20 protein-coding genes and 1 tRNA gene are annotated in these 20,867 nt (G+C 61.1%); 6 read left to right on the top strand and 15 right to left on the bottom strand.

What is annotated here, in order from left to right:
- Positions 1-73: 73 nt before the first annotated feature.
- Together BGI27_RS11460 and BGI27_RS11455 are read right to left on the bottom strand one after the other, a co-directional pair.
- On the bottom strand, positions 74-475 hold the full coding sequence (locus BGI27_RS11460) for a host attachment protein (protein ID WP_095525004.1): 402 nt from the start codon (positions 473-475) through the stop codon (positions 74-76).
- A 94-nt stretch (positions 476-569) separates the two neighbouring features.
- Positions 570-1,367: a M90 family metallopeptidase gene (locus BGI27_RS11455; RefSeq protein ID WP_223871765.1), complete on the bottom strand. Its 798-nt coding sequence runs from the start codon at positions 1,365-1,367 to the stop codon at positions 570-572.
- Between the two features lie 97 nt (positions 1,368-1,464).
- On the opposite strand from BGI27_RS11455, the gene BGI27_RS11450 reads away from it, so the two are divergent.
- From BGI27_RS11450 to BGI27_RS11435, 4 genes are all read left to right on the top strand, one after another.
- Positions 1,465-3,669, top strand: a complete 2,205-nt coding sequence (locus tag BGI27_RS11450; RefSeq protein WP_095525003.1) for a RelA/SpoT family protein — start codon at positions 1,465-1,467, stop codon at positions 3,667-3,669.
- Between the two features lie 205 nt (positions 3,670-3,874).
- Positions 3,875-4,687, top strand: coding sequence for a pyrroline-5-carboxylate reductase (gene proC / locus BGI27_RS11445; protein WP_095525002.1), 813 nt, complete (start codon positions 3,875-3,877; stop codon positions 4,685-4,687).
- Between the two features lie 20 nt (positions 4,688-4,707).
- On the top strand, positions 4,708-5,283 hold the full coding sequence (locus tag BGI27_RS11440; RefSeq protein ID WP_095525001.1) for a YggT family protein: 576 nt from the start codon (positions 4,708-4,710) through the stop codon (positions 5,281-5,283).
- A gap of 2 nt (positions 5,284-5,285) precedes the next feature.
- The gene (locus BGI27_RS11435; RefSeq protein ID WP_095525000.1) at positions 5,286-5,582 is read left to right on the top strand and encodes a DUF167 domain-containing protein; all 297 of its coding nucleotides are present in this window, start codon (positions 5,286-5,288) and stop codon (positions 5,580-5,582) included.
- A 110-nt stretch (positions 5,583-5,692) separates the two neighbouring features.
- Here BGI27_RS11435 and BGI27_RS11430 read toward each other — a convergent pair whose 3' ends face one another.
- The 3 genes from BGI27_RS11430 to BGI27_RS11420 all read right to left on the bottom strand — a co-directional run bounded on the left by BGI27_RS11430 (position 5,693) and on the right by BGI27_RS11420 (position 9,685).
- A complete protein-coding gene (locus BGI27_RS11430) occupies positions 5,693-7,420 on the bottom strand; it encodes a GGDEF domain-containing protein (RefSeq protein WP_095524999.1) in 1,728 nt (575 codons plus the stop codon).
- Between the two features lie 88 nt (positions 7,421-7,508).
- Positions 7,509-8,153, bottom strand: a complete 645-nt coding sequence (locus tag BGI27_RS11425) for a response regulator (RefSeq protein WP_095524998.1) — start codon at positions 8,151-8,153, stop codon at positions 7,509-7,511.
- Between the two features lie 47 nt (positions 8,154-8,200).
- Entirely contained in the window at positions 8,201-9,685 is a 1,485-nt protein-coding gene (locus BGI27_RS11420; protein WP_095524997.1) for a hybrid sensor histidine kinase/response regulator, read from the bottom strand.
- Between the two features lie 133 nt (positions 9,686-9,818).
- Here BGI27_RS11420 and BGI27_RS11415 point away from each other — a divergent pair.
- A tRNA-Thr gene (locus BGI27_RS11415) sits at positions 9,819-9,894 on the top strand.
- A 38-nt stretch (positions 9,895-9,932) separates the two neighbouring features.
- Here BGI27_RS11415 and BGI27_RS11410 read toward each other — a convergent pair.
- Positions 9,933-10,553 (bottom strand): YqhG/Tai3 family protein, encoded by a 621-nt coding sequence (locus BGI27_RS11410; protein ID WP_141239749.1) that lies wholly within the window; start codon positions 10,551-10,553, stop codon positions 9,933-9,935.
- A 218-nt stretch (positions 10,554-10,771) separates the two neighbouring features.
- Here BGI27_RS11410 and trpC point away from each other — a divergent pair, with 218 nt between their 5' ends.
- Positions 10,772-11,602, top strand: coding sequence for an indole-3-glycerol phosphate synthase TrpC (trpC, locus tag BGI27_RS11405; protein WP_095524995.1), 831 nt, complete (start codon positions 10,772-10,774; stop codon positions 11,600-11,602).
- A gap of 63 nt (positions 11,603-11,665) precedes the next feature.
- Here the strand turns inward: trpC and BGI27_RS11400 are convergent, their stop codons facing one another.
- The 9 genes from BGI27_RS11400 to BGI27_RS11360 all read right to left on the bottom strand — a co-directional run bounded on the left by BGI27_RS11400 (position 11,666) and on the right by BGI27_RS11360 (position 20,812).
- Positions 11,666-12,127, bottom strand: a complete 462-nt coding sequence (locus BGI27_RS11400) for a YXWGXW repeat-containing protein (RefSeq protein ID WP_095524994.1) — start codon at positions 12,125-12,127, stop codon at positions 11,666-11,668.
- A gap of 98 nt (positions 12,128-12,225) precedes the next feature.
- Positions 12,226-13,584 (bottom strand): adenylate/guanylate cyclase domain-containing protein, encoded by a 1,359-nt coding sequence (locus BGI27_RS11395; RefSeq protein ID WP_223871764.1) that lies wholly within the window; start codon positions 13,582-13,584, stop codon positions 12,226-12,228.
- 120 nt (positions 13,585-13,704) lie between these two features.
- Complete coding sequence (locus BGI27_RS11390; RefSeq protein ID WP_095524993.1) at positions 13,705-14,433, bottom strand: type II secretion system protein; 729 nt, start codon at positions 14,431-14,433, stop codon at positions 13,705-13,707.
- Positions 14,430-15,542 carry a hypothetical protein gene (locus tag BGI27_RS11385; RefSeq protein ID WP_095524992.1) on the bottom strand — a complete coding sequence of 371 codons (1,113 nt, stop codon included), beginning with the start codon at positions 15,540-15,542 and terminating at the stop codon, positions 14,430-14,432. The genes BGI27_RS11390 and BGI27_RS11385 overlap by 4 nt, the downstream gene beginning before the upstream one ends.
- Positions 15,539-15,895 (bottom strand): hypothetical protein, encoded by a 357-nt coding sequence (locus BGI27_RS11380; RefSeq protein ID WP_141239750.1) that lies wholly within the window; start codon positions 15,893-15,895, stop codon positions 15,539-15,541. The genes BGI27_RS11385 and BGI27_RS11380 overlap by 4 nt, the downstream gene beginning before the upstream one ends.
- Positions 15,895-16,476, bottom strand: coding sequence for a hypothetical protein (locus tag BGI27_RS11375; RefSeq protein WP_141239751.1), 582 nt, complete (start codon positions 16,474-16,476; stop codon positions 15,895-15,897). The genes BGI27_RS11380 and BGI27_RS11375 overlap by 1 nt, the downstream gene beginning before the upstream one ends.
- Positions 16,473-17,921 (bottom strand): hypothetical protein, encoded by a 1,449-nt coding sequence (locus BGI27_RS11370; RefSeq protein ID WP_095524990.1) that lies wholly within the window; start codon positions 17,919-17,921, stop codon positions 16,473-16,475. The genes BGI27_RS11375 and BGI27_RS11370 overlap by 4 nt, the downstream gene beginning before the upstream one ends.
- 4 nt (positions 17,922-17,925) lie before the next feature.
- Entirely contained in the window at positions 17,926-19,128 is a 1,203-nt protein-coding gene (locus BGI27_RS11365; protein WP_095524989.1) for a type II secretion system F family protein, read from the bottom strand.
- Between the two features lie 7 nt (positions 19,129-19,135).
- Positions 19,136-20,812 carry a GspE/PulE family protein gene (locus BGI27_RS11360; RefSeq protein WP_095524988.1) on the bottom strand — a complete coding sequence of 559 codons (1,677 nt, stop codon included), beginning with the start codon at positions 20,810-20,812 and terminating at the stop codon, positions 19,136-19,138.
- Positions 20,813-20,867 lie beyond the last annotated feature (55 nt).

Below are 20,867 nucleotides of genomic sequence, written 5' to 3'. Positions count from 1 at the left end.
GTCCGGCAGCTGTGATGAGTGTCCGCCTCGTGGGGGAATCAGGCGCCGATCCAGATCGGCACCTGTAGAGCGCCTACACGCACAGGCATTGGCCCAGATGCTGGCGCAGCTTGTGGGTTTCGGCGCGGGTGTAGTCCTTGTCCAGCCGGTCGCTGACCAGCGAGGCCGTGGGCGGGTCCAGTTCGGCGTTGAGGAGGCCCATGAAGGCAGGGGGCGCAACCAGGATCGCCCGCTTGAAATCCCCTCGCGTCCGGGCATGGCACAGGCCGCGTGCCACACGATGCGCGAAGCCGCGCGCGGCAAGGCGGTCTGGCTCCTTGTGTTTTGGGGAAGCGCGTCCACCAGATTCCTGGATGACTTGTTCTTCGACGCTCAGGGCGTGCTCCTGCACCAGTTCAAGGGCCTTGTTGGGGCCGCTGTGGGCGAAGATGCGAGCGTGACGGGCATTGGCAACGACGATCCAGGTCATGGACATGCTTTACCTCCGGGGTCAGGTTGTGAAGGGGCGAAGCCGCCGCGCGGATGCGGGCAGACCTGTTCAGCCTAGGAAGCCTGTCCTGCCTCGCCAATCAAATTTTGGTATGACTGCCTAAAGCCTGAGCCTGCAAGGAAGTGTTCGTATCCTGCCGGTAAAATAAGGAAAGTTGCGCGTATATTTCGGGATATTGTGCGTAAAGCGCTTTGGCGTCACTGAAGAAAACTTCGCTGGCGATGGCAAAGAATTCAGCGGGATGGTCGGCGGCCGAGGGATCCAGCAGATCGTCCTCGCCGGCATCCACTCGCTTGCAGAAATCTGTATAGGCCGCTTCGAAGGCGTCATACCATGCCCCTTCGTCTATGCCGGCATGCAAGGGCGGCAGGCCGTCCGCCTCGCCGTTGAGCATGTCCAGTTTGTGCGCGAATTCGTGGATCACCACCTGGGCTCCCTCGTAATCCTCCGGAGCGTCGAACCACGAGAGCACCACCGGTCCGCCGGGCCAGGCCTCGCCGAGGGCTTCTTCGTCGTATTCGTGCAGCAGGCCGTCTTCGTCGATCTCGCGTCGCGGGATCACGAAATCTTCCGGGTAGACGATGATGCCGCGCCAGCCGGCGTAGGACTCCAGCCCCAGCTTGAGTACCGGCAGGCAGGCCTGTAACGCGATGGAGAGGCGTACCCGGTTGTCCGGTTCGAAGCCAGCTGCACCACAGAACACCTTGCTGTCGAGAAAACGCAGGGCCAGGATGCGCAGCGCAGCGCGCTCGGTGGCATCCAGATGGGCGAGCAGAGGGGCTAGCGGCAGTTCGATCGCGGCCCATTCCGTGTCGGGAATCTCTGCACGCGGGCGCTGTCCGAGCAGCCGCCTAAGACCTTGGATCAGGGAGTTCATCGATGTCTGGAATGCGGGAGCAAAGTACGGTGGGTGCGGGTTTTCGCCAGCGCAAGGGTAGCGGGTCCGGTGTGGGTGGTGTGAGATAATCGCGGCCATGGTTTCCGTCCAACATTCCGTCGCCAACACCGACGAAGACACCTCTTTCGAAGAACTGCTCGCCGACGGCCTGCCCGGTACTGCACGTGTGGAACTCGCACGGGCCTTGGCCTATGCGCGTGAGCGCTACGGCAACCACTGCCTGAGTACCGGCGAGGGCGTGTGGGAACACGCGTTGGGCATGGCGCTGATCGCCGTGTCGTTGAAGCTGGACCTCAATGCGCGCATTGCCGCGCTTTTCTTCGCGCTGTACGAGTTCGACGACAAGGCCGAGGAGCATATCGAGGCCGATTTCGGACCGATGACGGCCAAGCTGGCCGAGGGCATGCGCCGCCTCAACCGCTTGCGCATGAGTTCGCGTACCGATGCCGGCACACCGGCCGATCTGCGCGCCCAGACCGAAATTTTGCGCAAGATGGTGCTGGCACTGGCCGAGGATATCCGCGTGGTGTTGCTGCGCCTGGCTTCGCGGGTGCAGACCCTGCGCCACTTTGCCGCTACCAAGCAGTGCAGCAATCTTGATATCGCGCGCGAGAGCATGGATCTCTACGCGCCACTGGCCAACCGCCTGGGCGTCTGGCAGCTCAAATGGGAGCTGGAAGATCTTTCCTTCCGTTTTCTTGAGCCGGACACTTACAAGCAGGTGGCCAGGCAGCTCGACGAGCGGCGCGTGGAGCGCGAGGCCTTCATCGCTGAGTCGATCGAGAAGCTCAAGCAGGCCATTGCCGCCATCGACGTGAAGGCCGAAGTGTATGGCCGCCCCAAGCATATCTACAGCATCTGGAACAAGATGCGCAGCAAGAACCTGGATTTCGACCAGGTGTATGACGTGCGCGCGCTGCGCGTGCTGGTCGACGAGGTGAAGGATTGCTACGCGGTGCTGAGCCTGGTGCATGAGCTGTGGGAGCCGATCCAGAAGGAGTTCGACGACTACATCCTCAAGCCCAAGGGCAACAACTACCAATCGCTGCATACCGCCGTGCGCGCGGCGGACGGGCGCGCGATGGAGGTGCAGATCCGCACTTACGACATGCACCGCCATGCCGAGCTGGGTGTGGCTGCGCACTGGCGCTACAAGGAAGGTGCCAGCGGCGACGGCGCGGCCAACTACAACGAGAAGATCGCGCTGCTGCGCCAACTGCTTTCCTGGCGCGACGAGGTGACCGATGCCTCGGTGTGGGAAGAACACACCAAGGCCGCAGCGCTCGATGACACAGTCTATGTGGTGACGCCGCAGGGCCGTGTGATCGATCTCGTGGCGGGCTCCACACCGATCGATTTTGCCTACCGCCTGCATACCGATCTCGGGCATCGCTGCCGTGGCGCGAAGGTCGACGGCCAGATGGTGCCGCTGGACACGCCGCTGTTGAGTGGTCAGTGCGTGGAGGTCGTCACTGCCAAGCAGGGCGGGCCGTCACGCGACTGGTTGAACCCGCAGCTGGGCTACCTCGTCACCTCCCATGCACGTTCCAAGGTGCGCCGCTGGTTCGTACAGCAGGAAGAGGAAGAAACGGCGCAACAAGGGCGCGCCATCATTGTGCGCGAGCTGCAGCGCGCCGGCATGACCCAGGCCAACCAGGAAGATCTGGCTGGTCGTCTGGGCTTCAGGGATCTGCATAGCCTGTTGCTGGCGGTCGGCCGTGGCGATATCAGCGGGCGCCAGATCCACAATGCCGTGCTGCCCGAATTGCCGAGTACGCCTGAACCGGAGCTGGTGGTGCGCGAGCAGCGCAAGCCCGGCAATGATGATCGCGTGCTGGTCGTCGGTGTGGGAAGGCTGTTGACCCAGCTTGCGCGCTGTTGCAAACCGGTGCCGCCGGATTCGATCCAGGGGTTCGTCACCCGCGGGCGTGGTGTGTCGATCCACCGGAGCGACTGCACCAGTTTCCAGCACATTGCCAAGCAGCATCCGGAGCGGATCGTGCCCGCAGAATGGGGCACACAAGCGCAGCAGGCCAAGGAGCGCCGCGAATTCTTCCCGGTCGACATCGTGCTCGAAGCGCATGACCGCTCCGGTCTGCTGCGGGATATCTCGGATGTCTTTACTCGCGACAAGATCAACGTCATCGGTGTGAATACCGTCTCGCGCAGTGCCCGTGCCTATATGCGTTTCACCATCGAGGTTTCAGGCAGCGAGCCGGTGCAGCGGGCTTTGCAGCAGATCCGCGAAGTGCAGGGGGTGTTGCTGGCAGAGCGGGGCTGATCGGCGGCGTCGGTCCATCGTACGGGCACGGATCTGGCGGATCGTGGTGGGGCTGTGCGCCGCGCAGGCCGCGTAACGCCGTTGTGTCCGCCTGTATCCACTACACTCCGGTCTGCGTTGCCCCTCAACCTGCCGGGGGCTTTCGATGCATGTCCGGGCAGGCGTTGAAAACTGCCGCTTCTTGCGGCCACATGGGTAGCAGACAATGAAAATCACCTTCCTGGGCGGTGGCAACATGGCCTCCGCCCTGATCGGCGGCCTGGTCCAGCAGGGCTTTGCTGCCGCTGACATTCAGGTCGTGGAACTGCAGGAGGCGGGGCGTGAACGCCTGCGTCAACAGTTTGGCGTGCAGGCACTCGCAACACTGGATGATTCCGCGCTTGCGTGCGAAGTCCTGGTGCTGGCGGTCAAGCCACAGCAGATGCATGAAGCATTGACCCCTTTGCAGGGACGCCTTGCGACTCAACTGGTGCTCAGCATCGCGGCGGGGTTGCGCGTGGCGGATCTGTCCCGCTGGCTGGGCGGGTATGCGCGCGTGGTGCGTGCCATGCCCAATACGCCTGCGTTGATCGGTCAGGGTGTGACTGGCCTGTATGCCGCGCCTGCGGTATCGGAGACCGAACGTGCCGCCGTGGCCCGGGTGCTCGGCGCTGTGGGTTCTTCTGTGTGGGTGGAGGCTGAAACCCAGCTGGACGCAGTGACCGCACTTTCAGGCAGTGGCCCGGCTTACGTCTTCCATTTCATTGAGGCACTGGAGGCCGGTGGTACGGCCTTGGGTCTTGCGCCGCAGGTGGCGCGTCAGTTGGCCATCGAGACGCTGGTCGGCGCATCGGCGCTGGCTGCACACAGTACGGAAAGCCCGGGCGTGCTGCGCGAGCGGGTTACCTCCAAGGGGGGGACGACCGCTGCAGCCTTGCAGGTACTGGGCGAAGGCGACATGCAGGGGTTGGTTGCGCGGGCGCTGCAGGCGGCGGCCCGACGCAGTGCCGAGCTGGGCGATGAGTTAAGCAAGGATTAGGCAGGAAAGGGCAAGGACACATGGCATTCGATATCCTGACGATGATCCTGCGCGCGACGGCAGGTTTTTTCACACTGATGTTCCTGGTGCGCACGGCGATGCGTTTCCTGCGCGTCTCCTTTATCACTCCGCTGGGCCAGTTCGTGCTGGCTACCACCAATTGGGCGACGGTTCCGCTGCAGCGTGTGTTGCCCGCCATCGGACGACTGGATCCGGCGGCGTTGTTGCCTGCCTGGCTGATGCAGGCGTTGTTGGTGTTGCTGCTGGTATTCCTTTCGGGGCGCACGCCGGGCGCGCCGCTCAGCCTGCTGCTGGGCTGTGCCCTGATCGGCGCGCTGGAACTGCTGTATCTCGCGCTCTATCTGGTGATGGGCGTGGTGATCATCGGCGTGGTGCTGTCCTGGGTGAATCCGTATGCGCCGCTGGCAGGCCCCATCAACGCGCTGTCGCGTCCGTTGCTGGCGCCGTTCCGGCGCATCTTGCCGCCGATCTCGGGTATCGACATCTCACCACTGATTTTCCTGCTGGTGGTGCAGATCCTGCTGTATGTGTTGCAGCGCGCGGCGGGCAGTTTCTATTTCATGCTTTATATCTGAGGATGCTGCGCGAGCACGCCGACGGCGCCTGGACGCTCACGCTGCATGTGCAGCCGGGGGCACGCAAGACGGAGTTTGTCGGGATGCACGGTGACGCACTGAAGCTGCGCCTGGCTGCTCCGCCCGTGGAAGGCAAGGCAAATGCATGTCTGCTGGTTTTCCTGGCGGACTACCTGGACTTGCCGAAAACGGCGCTCTTCTTGCAGTCCGGTGAGGCTTCGCGTCACAAGGTCGTACGCATCAGCGGACTGAGTGACATGGGATTGGCCAGGCTGCGTAAGGCTTGTGCGGCCAACTGAGCCTCGTACGACTTTGTCTTCAAACGTATGACAGTGCCGGGTCACTTTGCCATGCTGTAGCACTGTCTGCGACAACCTGGCTCGTTCTACGCTTGAATGCAAACACCGCATCATCCGGATTCGACGCGGTTCTTGCCGGCGCGCTTGGCCCGATACATGGCCTGATCCGCCCGGATCACGGCTTGCTGAATCTCCTCTCCAGCGCGGACCTCGGTGACGCCCGCACTGAAAGTGATCAACAGGCGCTGGTTATCGCGCATGAAGATACGGCGGGTCAGCTCGCGTTGCAGCCTCTGGATGGCTATGGCAGCCTCATCCTGACCGGTATCAGGCAACAGCACGAGGAATTCCTCACCACCAAAGCGGCCGGCGCTATCCTGCGGGCGGATGTTGTCGCGGATGACTGTGGCCAAATGGCGCAGAGCGTCGTCGCCGGTGGTGTGGCCAAAGCTGTCGTTGAGCTTCTTGAAGTCGTCTACGTCCAGCATTGCGAGGCACAGGCGCGAATTGCGGCGCTGCATGCGTGCACTTTCGCGCGCCAGTATTTCGTCCAGTCCCTTGCGGTTGAGCGTACCGGTGAGCGGATCGTGACGGACCAGTTCGCTGGCTTCTTCCAGTTCGGTTTCCAGGCGGTTGATCTCGCGGTTGGCCTGGTCGACGGCGGTGCGCAGATCCAGCAGTTCCTGATGCGAGCGACGTGCGCTGTATTCCACGTTGCGGGTTTCGCGCGCGATGTCGTCTACCAGGCCGGCCAGTTCGTGAAGGTTCTTGGCCTGGGCAATCTTTTCCGCGAATGCGCTGACTTTGCCGTGATAGGCGCCGGTGGATTCGGCGAATTCACCCAGCTGGCCGACGAAGCTGGCCAGCATGTCACGAAGGCGTTGCTGCGCATCGGCGAGGCTGCGCTTGAGCGTGCCCTGTTTGTAGATTACGTCGCGCAGGCGTTCGCCCAGTTCTTCAAGCAGGGGCTTGTCCAGCGGGCGTGAGAAGAGTTCTCCGAGTACACTCATCTGACCGTGCAGGTACTGGTCTTCGAGAACGATCTCGCTGATGTTTTCCACGATCAGTTGAAGCAGGTTGAGCAGTGCCTGGCGGATGTAGCCCTGATCCTGCGCGACCCATTGCAGCTTATAGGCGAACTGACGCAGCCGTATGCTGAAGGCTTCGGGATCTTCCGGACCATCTCCTTTCAGCAGACGTGCCAACGCGCTGGCCTCGGCGGCCAGCTCCGGGGCGTCGACCAACAACATGCCGATCGCGTTCTCCAGAATTTCGGCGAGTACCTTGCGCCACTGCGAAAGCTCACTCTGGGCTGCGGGGGCGCTTGCTCCGTTATCAGATGCGCTGCCGGGCACGGAAGGCTGGGTGCCCCAGCCGCGAGCCAGACCCTGCAGGCGCGAGAACAGCAGACGGTTGTCGTTGCTGCTGCCATCCAGCACGCGTTGTAGTGCTTCCTGCTTGGCAAAACGCCCCAGCCCATGATGTTGGCGTTCCAGCTGGGAGGTCAGTTCGCGGACCAGTGTGCCCCAGGCGAGTTCTTCCCCCGCCTGCTCGGCGAACAGACTCAGCAACTGTTGGCGGAAACCCTGCCAATGGCGCTCCGAGCAGGCTGCTTCGAACTGGCGCGCCAGCCGCAGCTGCGCTGGGGTGATACGCGGCAGGGCTGCCGCGATCTGTCGAAGGCTGCGTTCAGGGAAGTTGTCTTCCGGCTGGCTGCCGGCGATCTCGTGATAGACCTCGCGGAAATTCTCGGGGGTCGGCTGGATACGGCGGATAGCCAACTGCCGCAGGGTTTCGCGCGCGATGGCAGACGGGGGGCTGGGCGTGGTTTCGGCCATGGTCGGGCACTACGGCGCTAGGAGGTTGCAGAGGATGCTGCCACGAAACAACGCCCTGGGGAATCAGCAGTATCGGACGGTCGGGGTATTACTCGACCAAGCCGTGCTTGAGGCCGTAGTGCGTCAGTTCCGCGTTGTTGCGTAGGCGCATTTTCTCCAGCAGACGGGCACGGTAGACGCTGATGGTCTTCACGCTGAGGCTGAGCTCTTCTGCGATCTGCGTCAGTGTCTTGCCCGAGGCGATCATGCACAGGGTCTGGTATTCGCGGTCGGAAAGCTTTTCGTGCAGCGGCCGTTCCAGATCCTCGCCGATGGAGTTTGCCAACTCTTCGGCTACTGCTGCACTGACGTATTTCTTGCCGCTGGCAACCTGGCGGATGGCTGTGACCAGCTGCTCCGGAGCGCCTTGCTTGGAGAGGTAGCCGGCCGCTCCGGCACGCAATGCGCGAATGGCATATTGCTCTTCGGGGTGCATGCTGAGCATCAGCACGGGCAGACGGGGAGATTCCTTCTTGATCAGCTTGAGGGAGTCGATGCCGTTGCGATCCGGCATGGAGACATCCATCAGCACGACATCGTAGGTGTTGTCGCGAATCATCTGCAGCGCCTTGACCCCGCCATCGGCTTCACCGGCGATTTCGAGGTCATCGGTATCGGAGAGGATCTGTTTCAGGCCTTGACGAATGATGGCGTGGTCGTCGGCGATCAGGACGCGAATTTTCTTTGCGCTCATAGTTTATGAATGATGCACTAAGTTGCCAGGATATGGGTTGTGAAGGCTCAACGCCGGATGCCGGTTGGCGCGCGCAGGATCACCGAGGTGCCTTGCGGCTGTCGGCTACGCAGTTCCATGCTGCCACCAAGCACTTTCAGCCGTTCGCGGATACCACGCAACCCGAAGGATTTTGGCTTGTTCAGATCGGCCGGGGTCAGACCACAGCCATCGTCGCTGACCTCGAGGACCAATTCATCGTATTCCTGGGTCAGGCGTACTTCAATTCGGGATGCCCTTGCGTGCTTGCTGACGTTGGTCAGGGCTTGCTGATAGGTTCTGAACAATGCCAATGCGGTATCTTCCTCGGCTTCGATGTCGTGGTCGGCACACAATACCGCACACGGGATGCCGGCGATATGCATGTAATCTTCGGCGTAGCTTTCGATGGCGGCAGCGAGGCCGAATTCCTTGAGGATTCCCGGGCGAAGCTCTCGTGCCACACGACCGGTGGTTGCTATTGCTTCATCCAGCATGTGCTCGATGAAACGTACCTTGGTCTGCAGCGGACCATCTGTGGCATGTTTGTTCGCCAGTTGCTTCACCGAAATCTTGATGCCGACCAGCGTACCGTTGAGTACGTCGTGGATGTCGCGGGCGATACGATCGCGCTCTTCTTCCTTGGCCCGCTGGAGATGCTCGGAAAGCTCCGCGAGCTGAGCGCGCGAGGCAATCAGCTCTTCCTCGGTCTTCTTGCTGTGCGTGATGTTCCACATCACGCCTTCCCAGAGTTGTGTGCCGGAGATATCACGCCGAGGCGAGCAGCGCAGGTTCACCCATTTGCTTTCACCCGCGGGCAGCAGGATTCGCCCCTCCCAATTCAACGTGGCATGGCGTTCTGCTGCCTGCTGCAGGGTGTGCAGGAAACGTTCGCAATCATCTTCGACGATCATCTGCTGCAGGGTGTGCGGTGTATCCAGCAGGCTGAATGCATCTACACCCAGCAGCATCCGGCAGGCTTCGCTGATGTAGCTGAAATACAGGCCTCCATCAGCCTCGGGGTGCAATTGGAAAAGTACGCCAGGCACATTCGCCGCGAGTAGATGGAAACGCTCTTCGCTGACACGTGCCGCTTCCCGGGCGGCATGACGTTCGTGACGGATACGGGCTTCGCGGCGCTCGCGTTCGATGACCGGCGCCAGACGGTCCAGACGATCCTTGTGCAGATAGTCTTGCGTGCCAGCATGCATCATGGCGCAGGCTGTCGCTTCATCCATGTTGCCTGACACCACGATGAACGGCAGTTCCTCTTGGACTTCCTGTGTCAGCGCCAGGGCTTCGACGGCAGTGAAGCCGGGCAGTACGTAGTCGGCGATGACGACATCCCAAGCCCCTGAAAGCAGGGCTGCACGCAGATCATCCAGACGGCTTACCCGTCTGGAGTCGAGCAGGTAACCCTGGGCTTTGAGATAGCGCGCGAGCAGTAGCGCGTCGTTTTCATCGTCTTCGATGAAGAGTACGCGTAGGGCAGCAGGACGCGTTTGGCTGGGCATGTCAGCTTAAGAAACAGTGAATCTGGCGGCAGGCTGAAAGGACAGCCAAAGGCGTGACGATATCATGAGCGCTGCGCGGGCGTTGCCTGAGGTATAATCCGCGCCCGGCAGATCTGCCGTTCCCCGATACGTTGCCGCTTTAGCTCAGTTGGTAGAGCAACCGCCTTGTAAGCGGTAGGTCATCTGTTCGAGTCAGATAAGCGGCACCATTCTTCCTTCCCTTCTGTGTCCCGGTTTCTTTCCGGCGTCAATGCGTTTTTTTCTGCGCAGGCTTGGCTGCCGTTGGGGCCGGACACCCCTTGAGTTCGGCCGAATTCCAGTTGGCACGGGCATCAGAGTGGCCCAGCGTGTCGCGTAGCCAGCGGACCAGATTGCCGGGTCTGCCTTCGACGGTATCGGCGGAATAGGTAATGTCCTGGATCCGCCAACGTTGACCATCGCGTCGCAGGTGGAATTCGTCTGTCCATTCCACTGCAGGATTTCCTTCTTCGGCCTGGAAACGCATGTGGACCGGTACGCTAATCAACCCCTGTTCTGTACTGGGAGTGCCGGGAGATGCCTGGGTATGGCCTGTGGCATGGCTGGAGAACAGATCTGTATTTGAAAACGGTGAAGCCTCTCCCGGGGTATTGGCTTCGAATGCGTCACGGTAGCGGCTGGCCGCGCCCAGCAGACATACCAATTCCGGGCTGAGCAGTGGCGCCATGCGCATCAGCACACGGCCGGTGGGTGCTCCGGGGGCGGGGGATTCCTGGCGTTGTTCGAGGAAAGCGCTGACCGTGGCAGCGGGGGAGGTTGTCCTGCCGTCCTGTGCCTGGGCGGTGAGGCTTAGACCAAGTGCCAACAGGCAGAGGGGAATCCGGTGCATGATGGGCTCCAGTGGGCAAACGAACATTGTACGGAAGTGTTCCGAGGGACGTGAGAGCGCGCGGTGTGAGGTTTGTAAGCTGTTGGTGATCTTGCTCTAGGGCCCTGAACGGGGCTCATGCGTTGCTCTTCGCCGTGCTGACGGCCTCTACAGATCCTAAACAGCTTCTTAGCCGTTACCATTGCGGCTGCTGATGCATGAGACGGGTTAACTGAGATATGTCGGACATACTGCAGAAGATTCTGGCCACCAAGCGCATGGAGATCGAAGCCGCCCAGGCGCAGGTTTCGCGCGAGGATATTGTCGAGGAAGCGCGTGATGCGTCGCCCGTAAGGGATTTCGTGGCAGCGATTACCCGGCGGATCGCGGCGGGTGAGGCCGGCGTGATCGCCGAGGTGAAGAAAGCCAGTCCTTCCAAAGGTGTGATCCGTGCCGATTTTGACCCGGCGGCGATTGCGCGGTCGTATGAGAAAGGTGGTGCCGCCTGTCTCTCCGTACTGACGGATCGCGAGTATTTCCAGGGGGCGCCGGCGTATCTGCAGGCTGCGCGTGAGGCTTGTGCATTGCCGGTCCTGCGCAAGGATTTCATTATCGATCCCTACCAGATCTTCGAGGCGCGGGCGATGGGGGCTGATGCCGTCCTGTTGATCGTGGCCGCTTTTTTGCCGCCGGAGGGCGTGGTGAATACCGCCGCAGCGCGTGTAGCCCTCTCCTCGCTGCAGGAGCTGGAGCAACTTGCCTTTGATCTTGGCCTGTCTGTGCTGGTTGAAGTGCATGATGCGGCGGAGCTTGATATCGCCATGCAACTGCGTACGCCTCTGCTGGGCATCAACAATCGCAACCTGCGGACTTTCGAGGTGAGCCTGGAGACCACATTGGGGCAACTGGCGCGCATTCCCGAAGGGCGTGTGATCGTGACGGAAAGTGGCATTGTCGGCCCACAGGATGTGGCAACGATGCGTCAGGCTGGAGTTCATGCTTTCCTGATCGGTGAAACCTTCATGCGTGCGGAAGATCCGGGGCAGGCGTTGGCAAGGCTTTTTGCCTGAGGCTAGACGCAGCTCGAGCAAGCGTAAGAGCCCGGCTATTGCCGGGCTCTTTGCATCATCGGGTCATCGATGTGGTCCGCGTGATGATTCTCCGCGTTGCCACTGTGAGGGATGATGGTCACGCCCGTCGTGCCGAGACGGGGGCCGGCCATGTCCATGCTGTGGGGGGCGGTATTCGCGATACTCGACACGGCGCTCCCAGCGGCCTGGCTGGAAATGCCAGTTTCCACCATAGGGACTCCACTGCTCTCCGACCCAGATGTGGCCCGGGCGCGACGACATCCAGGCGCCGGGAATCCAGACGTAGCCGTGGGGGCTCCACTGCCAGTAGCCCGTACGCCACAGATAGCCTGCACGCGGCCCTGGCAGGCGCTCATAACGAAGGGGAGGGGGGCCGACGCGAACATCGACCGAAACGCCGGGGATGAAGACGTTCACATCCACCCTTGCCTGGGCTGCAGGTGCAGCGAGCAGTGGGGCGGCAATCATGCCTAGGGTGGCAATCAGACGGCTGGCTGTTTTCATGACAGGCCTCCTTGTTGCAGGTTTCGAGTCCGCAGATTAGGGGGCCGGGCCGCCAAGGGCTTTTCAGTGTGGTAATCGGTTGTAAGGAAATGTTGCGATCAGGTTCCATCGCCGACATCAATGTCCAGGGTGGTGAAGCGCATCGCTGGGGCTGCCTGTGGTGCAGGGCCCAGCAGTCGCCAGACGCTGACCATACCCTTCCCTTTCAGACGAAGCGTGACCGGATCCTCGAACAGGAAGCGGTACTTGAGTCGCGAGAAGGTTGCAGAGTCGCACTGGATGACTCCCGGCAGGCTTTCGCCAGTGATGCGGCTGGCAAGATTGACGGTATCCCCCCAGAGGTCGTAAATGAATTTGCGGCGCCCAACCACACCTGCTACAACCGGGCCGGTGGCGATGCCGATACGGATCTGCAGGTCGCGGTCGTGGTGTGCGTTGTCCTCGGCAAGCCATGCGCGCATGTCCAGTGCCAACTCGGCCATCGCTGCGCATGGATCGTCCAGCCGGTCGTCCAGGCCACCGGCAACCATATAAGCATCGCCGATGGTCTTGATCTTCTCCAGTCCGTGTTTCTCTGCCAGATCGTCAAAATGGCTGAACACGTGGTTGAGCAGCGCAAAGACGCTCTGGGCTTCACGCCCGGCGGCCAGTTCGGTGAACCGCACGATGTCGACGAACATCACGGCGACTTCCGGATAGCCATCCGCAATGCCTTGCTCGGCACGTTTCAGGCGTAGCGCCACGGTTTCCGGCAGTACGTTGAGCAACAGGTGCTCCGAACGCAGCTGCTCGGCTTCCAGCCGGGCATGGGCTTCCTCGAGCAAGGCCTGGACCCGGCTACGCTCCTGAGTGGCGAAGCGCAGGAAGTAATAGATCATGCTCGACAGCATGGCGAAGTTGAGTGCGAAGAAGAGTGCCGAGAAGTCGCGCGGGATTTCCGGTGGCGCCGTTCCCAAGTGTACAAGTGCGTAATCGGCAGCTCCGGTGGCCAGCGTCAGGATCAGATAGGCGGCAAACCATGGAATGGATTCCCGCATTCCCAGGACCAGCAGCGCGCAGATGGGAGACAGCATGCCCCAAAGAGCCAGCCCTGAGGCTGCAACGAAGCCTCCGAGCGCCCATTGGGCCGTGAAGGGGAAAAACAGCAGGATGAGCAGCAACAGCATGCGGAACAGATCGAGCTGTCCCCAACAGGCATAGATCACCAGATTGAGTGCAACGATCACCTGCAGAATGAATGGAAGGCTGACCGAGAGCTCAGGGCCGACAGCCCAGTAGACGAATAGCCAGATGCTTGCTGCCAGGCTGATCAACCCACTAATGAAGAACAAGAGTGATTTCTGCAGGCGCAGCTCTTCGTTGTCACTGGGCTCGATACCAGCGGTACGCAGGCGGTGCAGAAAGGCACGGAAGCCGGATGGCAACTGCATGCAGATGATCTGGGGCGGGAAAGTCACGATCTTACGAGAGTTTCTGCGTCATCAGGGATTGTCAGCCCAAAGACCTGGAGCAAACGTCGGTGCCATGATTGACCCGAGGAAGGTTTTTCAGGCGTGGCCGCGCATTTTCGGCGTTCTTCAAGGAGAGGCTTGGGACAGCTGACCCGCTGCCAACAGGCGGCCGATCAGCACGTAGTAGGAGCCCCAGACGACGATATCGTCGAATTCTCCACCGGACACAGCGGAATTGTCCGTCGGGTCCCGGGCGTAGACCGTATTGCCACTGCCCTGCCAAGTATTGGTGTCCTCATCGTGGTTGCTGTCGCTGGCATCGGCAATGAGCGTGCCAGCCGCGCTGACCGCGCCATGCCCGTTGCTGCCATGCGACCAGAGTGCGAATGCCACAGCCTTGGCTGTGGCCAGGGTCTGCTGGTTGCCAGCCGGATCTCGGGTATTAAGGGTGATGCCATTGCCGGGCTGAACGCTGAGCGAGATCCCTTCCTGGCGGGTGAGTTCGCTACTGGCGATGTAGCTCAGGCGGTTGTGCCAGCCATCCAGCCCTTGCACGCCCAATGTGGCCCATGGCAACAATCCGCGATTGCGTGGGCAGCCGTTGTTGCCTGGAGCTTCGGCTTCTCCATCGATGGGACTTTTGGCTGGGCAGGGTACCCGGCCGTGCAGGACTGCATGATGGAACAGCGCCTGACGCGCCTCCTCCAGTGCATCTCGGGTAGCAGCATGCTGGGCGCGCAACTGATGTGCACGCAGGGCCGCGAGGGAGCCACCGGCGAGCAGGCCGATTACAACCATGACGATGGCGATTTCCATCAAGGTGAAACCTTGCATACCGGTCCGTGCTCTGTTCATGGGGAGATTTCCTTGGTCGCCAGGACCGTGCCATCGTGTCGTGACGCCGTGGGCCAGAGATGCAACAGGAGCCCTCCAGCATCCGTCCCCCAGGCCTGCAGATGGGCGTACCAATCGTTACGGCACAACCATTCCGCTGGCGGCACGCCAGGATGGCCGTCTGGTTGCGTTGCACCGGGCAGACCGTCCAGACGAGTGTAGCGGGCAATGTAATCAGGGCAGCCAGTATTGTCGTATCTGGAAAACTCGAAGTGGGTTCTGCCGATCCCGGTTGCCACGCTCTGCAGCGCATCGTCGAATTCACGGCGTGTGTGGTGTACGCTGCCTGCCCGGTTCAGGTTGTTGGCGCCTGTGACAAGACTGGTCGCAGGTACGCCCTGGTCGCGAATGAGCCACCGAAGGCCGCGATCCGCATAGGGCTCGCCCAATGCCAGCGAGTGCAGAACACGACGCGCGACCAGGCGCATCAGGGTGTTGCTGTCCAGTGTCAGTACGATGTCGTTTCCTTCACTGTCCTGCAGTGACAGGCCGTCGGCGGATAGCGCTTCGAGGAAGTCTGTGGATACGCCGTCATTGCAGGAGAAACCGACGGGCGCGCTTCGCTGTTGGTGGGACAGGGGACGGCCCGGGGCGAGCAACACGGCGACCACTGACGTGTCAGCATGGATGATGGCACCGGGGGTCTCCGGGTTCAGGCGGGCCTGGGTCTGACCGCGGGTGGATGTCTGCAAGGTGTTGCGGAAGTCCGGGCTGAGTGCATACCAAAGGCATTCCCCGGTTGCGTCCTGCAGACGCCCCAATCCCAGTGTCTTCCACGGGAGGCGACCAATATGGGGCGCGTTGCAAGGGTTTGTGCCGATGCCGCTTTCGGCCCAACCATCATTGTTCTGGTCCGGGCATGGCAGACTGCCGGGAGAGTTATCTTCCAGCGCGGCGTAGGCCATCAATGCCTCCCGGGCTTCCTGTAGCACGATGCGGCTGCGCAAGGCTTCGGCATGGGGGTCGGTTGCCAGCAGGATCAGGCGTGATGCACTTGCTGCCGCAATTGTGGCCAGGAATAGGGTCAGCAGCGCGAGCAGTACGTAGCCTCTGGTGTGCCGGTCACTCATCGTCCGGATGGCCTTGGGAATGTCTCGCCGACCTTTAGGTCGACAGCATGGCCTTCCCGGATCAGAACGCGAGCATTGCTTTCCCCTAGCTCGACGACCGGCAGTGTTCCGGAGTAAGCGCGTCCATTGAGCCAGACCGTGTCATGCCCATCGCTGCGGCGCACGATCCCGTGCAAGGTGACCGGGGGCTGTTCCGTCTCATCTGGAAGCGTCTTGCCATGGCGCTGTTCGTCCAGTGCATGACGTTGCTGCTGGCTGTAGAACAGGCGTCCAGGTTGCTGCCTGGGTGTATCTTGTGCCAGTAAGCGAGGGGATGTCAGAAGCAGGAAGAACGCCAGTGCCGTGTAACGCATCAGGCTGCTCCGGCAAGCGTGATCCAGTCGACAGCGCATTCGGCGTGCATGCGCTGCATGCCGGCAGTTTCCTCGGGTGATTTCAGTACACAGCGCGCGGGGCGCAGCAGACTTTGTGATTGATCACGCAGATCTTCCAGTATCTGCAGCAGATCGCCTTCGTGGAGCACGTTCAGCGTCATCGTCATTTCGCTGGCCTGGATCTGGAACACGGCAGGGTTTCCGACGGCATGCAGAAGTCTTTGCCGGGCAAATGCGCTGGACGGCGGGTCCAGCCGCAAGGATCGGGCATTCGACAGCAGTCGATGCGTGAGCGCAGGTTGATCCTCCGGCAGGAACAACCCGACCTCACGTAGCGCGGCATGGCGGGCGAGGGCGGCCTGTAGGCTGGGTTCCTGCGCCAGTTTGAGGGTGTTATTGGCCCGCAGGACCAGCGTCCGGTTACGGGTGTCGGTCAGTTCTTTTTCGAGCCTGTTCCGTGTCTGCAGCGCATGTGCCAGCAAGCCGACCCCTAGGAGCACCATGAGCAGGGAGAGCTGCATGCTGGATACCAGGCGGCGAACCGTTAATGCTGTGCTCATGGATTTCCCCCGAACACCAGTTGCATTCTGATAGCTGTGGGGGCGTCTCCCCCTGTCGTCCGTTGCAGCAGTTCCGCTTCGATGGATGACTGCCGCAGATGCTCGGAGAACGCCCGAATGTAGGTCGTCGTGTCATCCAAGGGGTGATTCTGGCGCGAGGGAAGCTCTGCACGGAGATCCATTTCGAGGCGGGATCGCCGCGAGGGGTCGAACCGGCTCAGTTGCCAATGCAGTTCGCGTAGCTGGATTTCGCCGAAAGCATCGAGCGAACGTGAAAGTGCCATGAGTGCCAGGTTCGGGAGATGGCCTTCCGCCAGCAGGTTTTCATGAATGGCGGCGAGCTGGTTCAGGCCGTCGGGCGAGGCAGGCAGATCGGGATTGTTGGCGAGCAGCGTTCGCGCAAGTTGTTCCTCCTGCTGCAGCTGTGTCTGCCAATGAAGCGCTTCGGTATGCAGTGCCAGGCTGGTCTGGCCTACGAGAAGGGCCAGGGTTGCGAGGCACGGCCCCATCATTGCTCCACCGAGACGTAGCGCGTTCTGCAGTCTGGCCAGATGCGCCGTCCGGCGCAGTTGGGCAGAAGCCAGCTGTGTTCGCGCGCCGGACTTCAGGGTCAAGGCCATGAAAAGCGGCAGGCTGTCGGAGTCTTCGCCCGAACGGTGGTGGCCGAGTTGTTTGGCGACCTGATCGATATCCAGTACATGGCAGCCAGCCTGCCCCGATAGGGTTATGGTGGCGGTCAAGGCCTCCGCATCTGCGTGGGAGCACAGCAGCCAGATGGGCAGACGATCAGGATGAAGCCCCCAGTGCTGGGAGCCCAGATACTGCAAAAGTTTCCGGGTTTCACGCAGGCAGGCCTCTCCCCAGGTGGCCATCGGACCTGTGGGGGTCGGGGTGAGACGCGAGAACTGCAAGCACCCATTGATGAAACAGGTCTGGCGGATACCGTTTGGTGACAGGCAGATCAACAGGCCGGAGCTTTTGGGCGAAATCCGATGCAACAGGTGTTTTGCCAGCAGAGCCGGTGTGCTCAGTATGTCGATCACGGCCTGGCATTGCCGGAAAATGTCTATCCAGATTTCCAGCGTTGGCGTGGTTGAAATGCACGCAAGCAACAGGCGTTCGTCACGACGCCCATCCCGTGCCTTGCCAAATGTGAATGCGGCGCGATAAGGCGTGTCCGGAAAATGCTGGTTCAGGCGTCTGTCGATGATGACCTGTCGGTCACCACCGCGTACGCCCGGGATCGTATCGGGCAGAAAGCGTTCGTCCGGAAGGTCTACCAGCAGGGCATGGCGATCGGTCCGATGCTTCTGGAGCCAGTCGATGAAGGCATTGCGTCCAGAGGCATCGTTTGCATGGAAAACTGGCGGGGTAAGCCCTTGCCTTGTCGATCGGCTACTCAGGACGCCGCTTTGCGTGATGGTGTGAATGTGGCGCGTACCCATGGTGTCAGATCGTCATCCGGGTAAGCACGTCATAGATCGGGCCAAGGACGGACAAGGCCACCCAGAGCATGAGGCCGCCCAGCAGCAGGATGAGTAGGGGTTCCAGTGCGGTCTGCAGACGGGCGACGGATTCGCGGACGTCGCGTTCAAAGAAGTAGCGGACGTTTTCGAGCGCGCGATCCAGTGCGCCGGTCTGCTCTCCGACGCGGAGCATGCGGATCACCAGGGGTGGAAAGATCGAGGTAGCGGCGAAGGCGTTGCTGATCTGGTGTCCGTCGGCCACATTCTGCTCGATACGTTCCAGTGCCTGGCGCAATACGCGATTGCCGACTGTATCCTGCGCGGTGTGCAGGATATCCATGACCGGGATGCCCGATGCGTACATCATGGCGAACAGATTGGCGAAACGGGCCAGTACGATCTGGTGATGCACCGCCCCCGTGAAAGGCAGAGCCAGGCGCACTCGATCCCACTGGTGGGCCACACGTGCGTTTTTCCTGATGATTACCGGCAGCGTCAGTGCGAGCATCAGTATTCCGCTCAGCAGCAAGGGCCAGTAGCGGGTGGCCCACGCAGAGACGGCGATCAATGCACGCGTGTACAGCGGCAACGACATGCCCATGGTCTGAAAGAGCCGGCTCAGCTCCGGGACTACATAAAGCATCGCGACTGCGACTGCGAGCAGGGTCGTTGCCAGTACGAATGCCGGATAGAGCACGAGCTTGATCATGAAAGCGCGCATTTTATCTTCACGCCGGAGGGTTTCATGCAGCGCCAGCATGACCTCGGGCAATCGGCCCATGCACTCTCCGGCCCGGACGAGCGCGCAGAAAACGGCATCGAAATCCCTGGGGTGCTCCGCCAGTGCCTGTGACAGGCTGAGTCCACTTTCGATGCGATCGAGTACCCGGGTGAGGATATCGCGCAGATACGGCCCTTCGGCAGATTCTCGCAGGTCGGCCAGCGCATCGAGCAGTGGTACGCCGGCACGCATCAGCTGTTCCAAGTGAAAGCAGAGGTGCATTCGTTCGCGGATCGACAGACGCCTTGTAAACAATGAAAGGCGTTTTCGCACGGGGGCGGCATTGATCAGATCCAGCCCAAGGCGTTTTAGGCGCGCTTCCAGATCGATGGGGGATGGCGCTTCCGAGACGCCGCGAGTGATAAACCCGCTGCTGTTCATGGCGCGGTAGGCGAAGAGCGTCATGGTGTTCTCAATGGCAGACGTCGAAACCGTGTCCGAACAGATCGACCACCCGTGCCAGTTCTTCCAGCGAGGTCTGCCCATCGAGTACACGGCGGACGCCGTCCTCCGCCAGCGAGTGGAATCCTTTGGTGCGTGCAGCCTTGAGCAGTTCACGGCCAGTGACGCGGTGGGCGAGCAACTCGTCAAGATCGGCATCCATGCGGATCAGTTCCATGATCGCCAGCCGTCCCTGGTAGCCCTGTTGATCACAAGCCGGGCAGCCGATGGCGTCGAACAGCGGTTGGCCGTGCCAGCCTGCAAGTTGTTCGATCAGCTTCTGTTCATGTGGATGGGGCGCGCGTGGGCACCGGCATTGCGGACAAAGCCTGCGCACCAGGCGCTGAGCAACAATGCCGATGATGTTGCCGGCGAGGATGTCCGGCACGATGCCGAGGTCCAGCAGGCGTGGAATGGCGCCGATGGCAGAGCTAGTGTGCAGCGTGGTGTAAACCTGATGCCCCGTCATGGCTGCGCGGAATGCCATTTCTGCTGTCTCTGCATCACGGACTTCACCCACCAGGATCACATCCGGATCCTGCCGCATCATGGCGCGGATGCCATTGGCGAAATCTAGTTTGCTGGCCTCCGAAACAGAAGTCTGACGGATGCTGGGCATCGGATATTCGACCGGATCCTCGAGGGTCATGATGTTGATGCCCTCTGTATTGATGTGATTGAGGATCGAGTAAAGCGTGGTTGTCTTGCCACTGCCGGTCGGGCCGGTAAAAAGGATGATGCCTTCGGGGCGGCCGATCATCGCCTTTAGCGAGGCGAGCTGCGGATCTGCCAGGCCCAGTTGCTCCAGCGGGACGATGCCCTTGTGACGATCAAGGATGCGCAGCACGATGTTCTCGCCGTGCAGGGTCGGCTGTGAGGAAACGCCGAAATCCACCGGATATCCCCGCACGGTCAAGGAAATGCGGCCATCCTGGGGAGCGCGGGTTTCCGCAATATTCAGCTTGGCCATGACCTTGATGCGTACGGCCATGGCGGCCCAGCAGGATTTGTGCAGTACGCGGATCTGTCGCAGGATGCCGTCGATGCGGTAACGGATGCGTAGAAAAGCCGCTTCTGGCTCGAAATGGATATCCGAGGCATCCCGTTTGACAGCATCGGTCATCAGGGCATCGATGAGCCTCACGATGGGCTGGTCGTATTGCCCGTTGGACGCCAAGGTCCTGTGGTCGACCCTGCCCGTTTCGATCTCGGCCAGAATGCCTTCGATGGAAAGCTCGAAGCCGTAATATTGGTCCAGCGCGCGGGCGATATCCCCTTCGCCAGCCAGCAGAGGGCGGATCTGGATTCCGGGCAAGGCTGCATGAAGCCTATCGAGCGCCACGATATCGTAGATATCGGCGATGGCGATCGTGAGTTGCCGGTCAGCCTCGTTCCAGTAAAGCGGCACCAGGCCATGTCTTCGCGCCTGAGCTTCCGGGACCAAAGCAAGGGCTTCTGCATCTGCGATGGTTTGCGACAGGTCGATGCTTTGTGTGCCAGTCGAAGCCGACAGGACATCGCGCAACGTACTTTCTGTCAGGAACCCCAGTTGAAGAAGCTGCTTACCCAAGGGGTATGCCGTATGCGCTTGTTCGCGAAGCGCTATACGCAACTGATCATCTGTGATGACGCCGTGTGCAAGTAGCAATCTGAATCGCCCCGGGTTTCCTAGACAGCCCCGAGCTTCATGAAATACTGTTTTT

Origin of the sequence: Candidatus Dactylopiibacterium carminicum (genome assembly GCF_014736495.1) — a bacterium.
Taxonomy (GTDB): domain Bacteria; phylum Pseudomonadota; class Gammaproteobacteria; order Burkholderiales; family Rhodocyclaceae; genus Uliginosibacterium; species Uliginosibacterium carminicum.
Note: the sequence above shows the minus strand (reverse complement) of the source record. Positions and strands in the feature narration are given on the sequence as shown.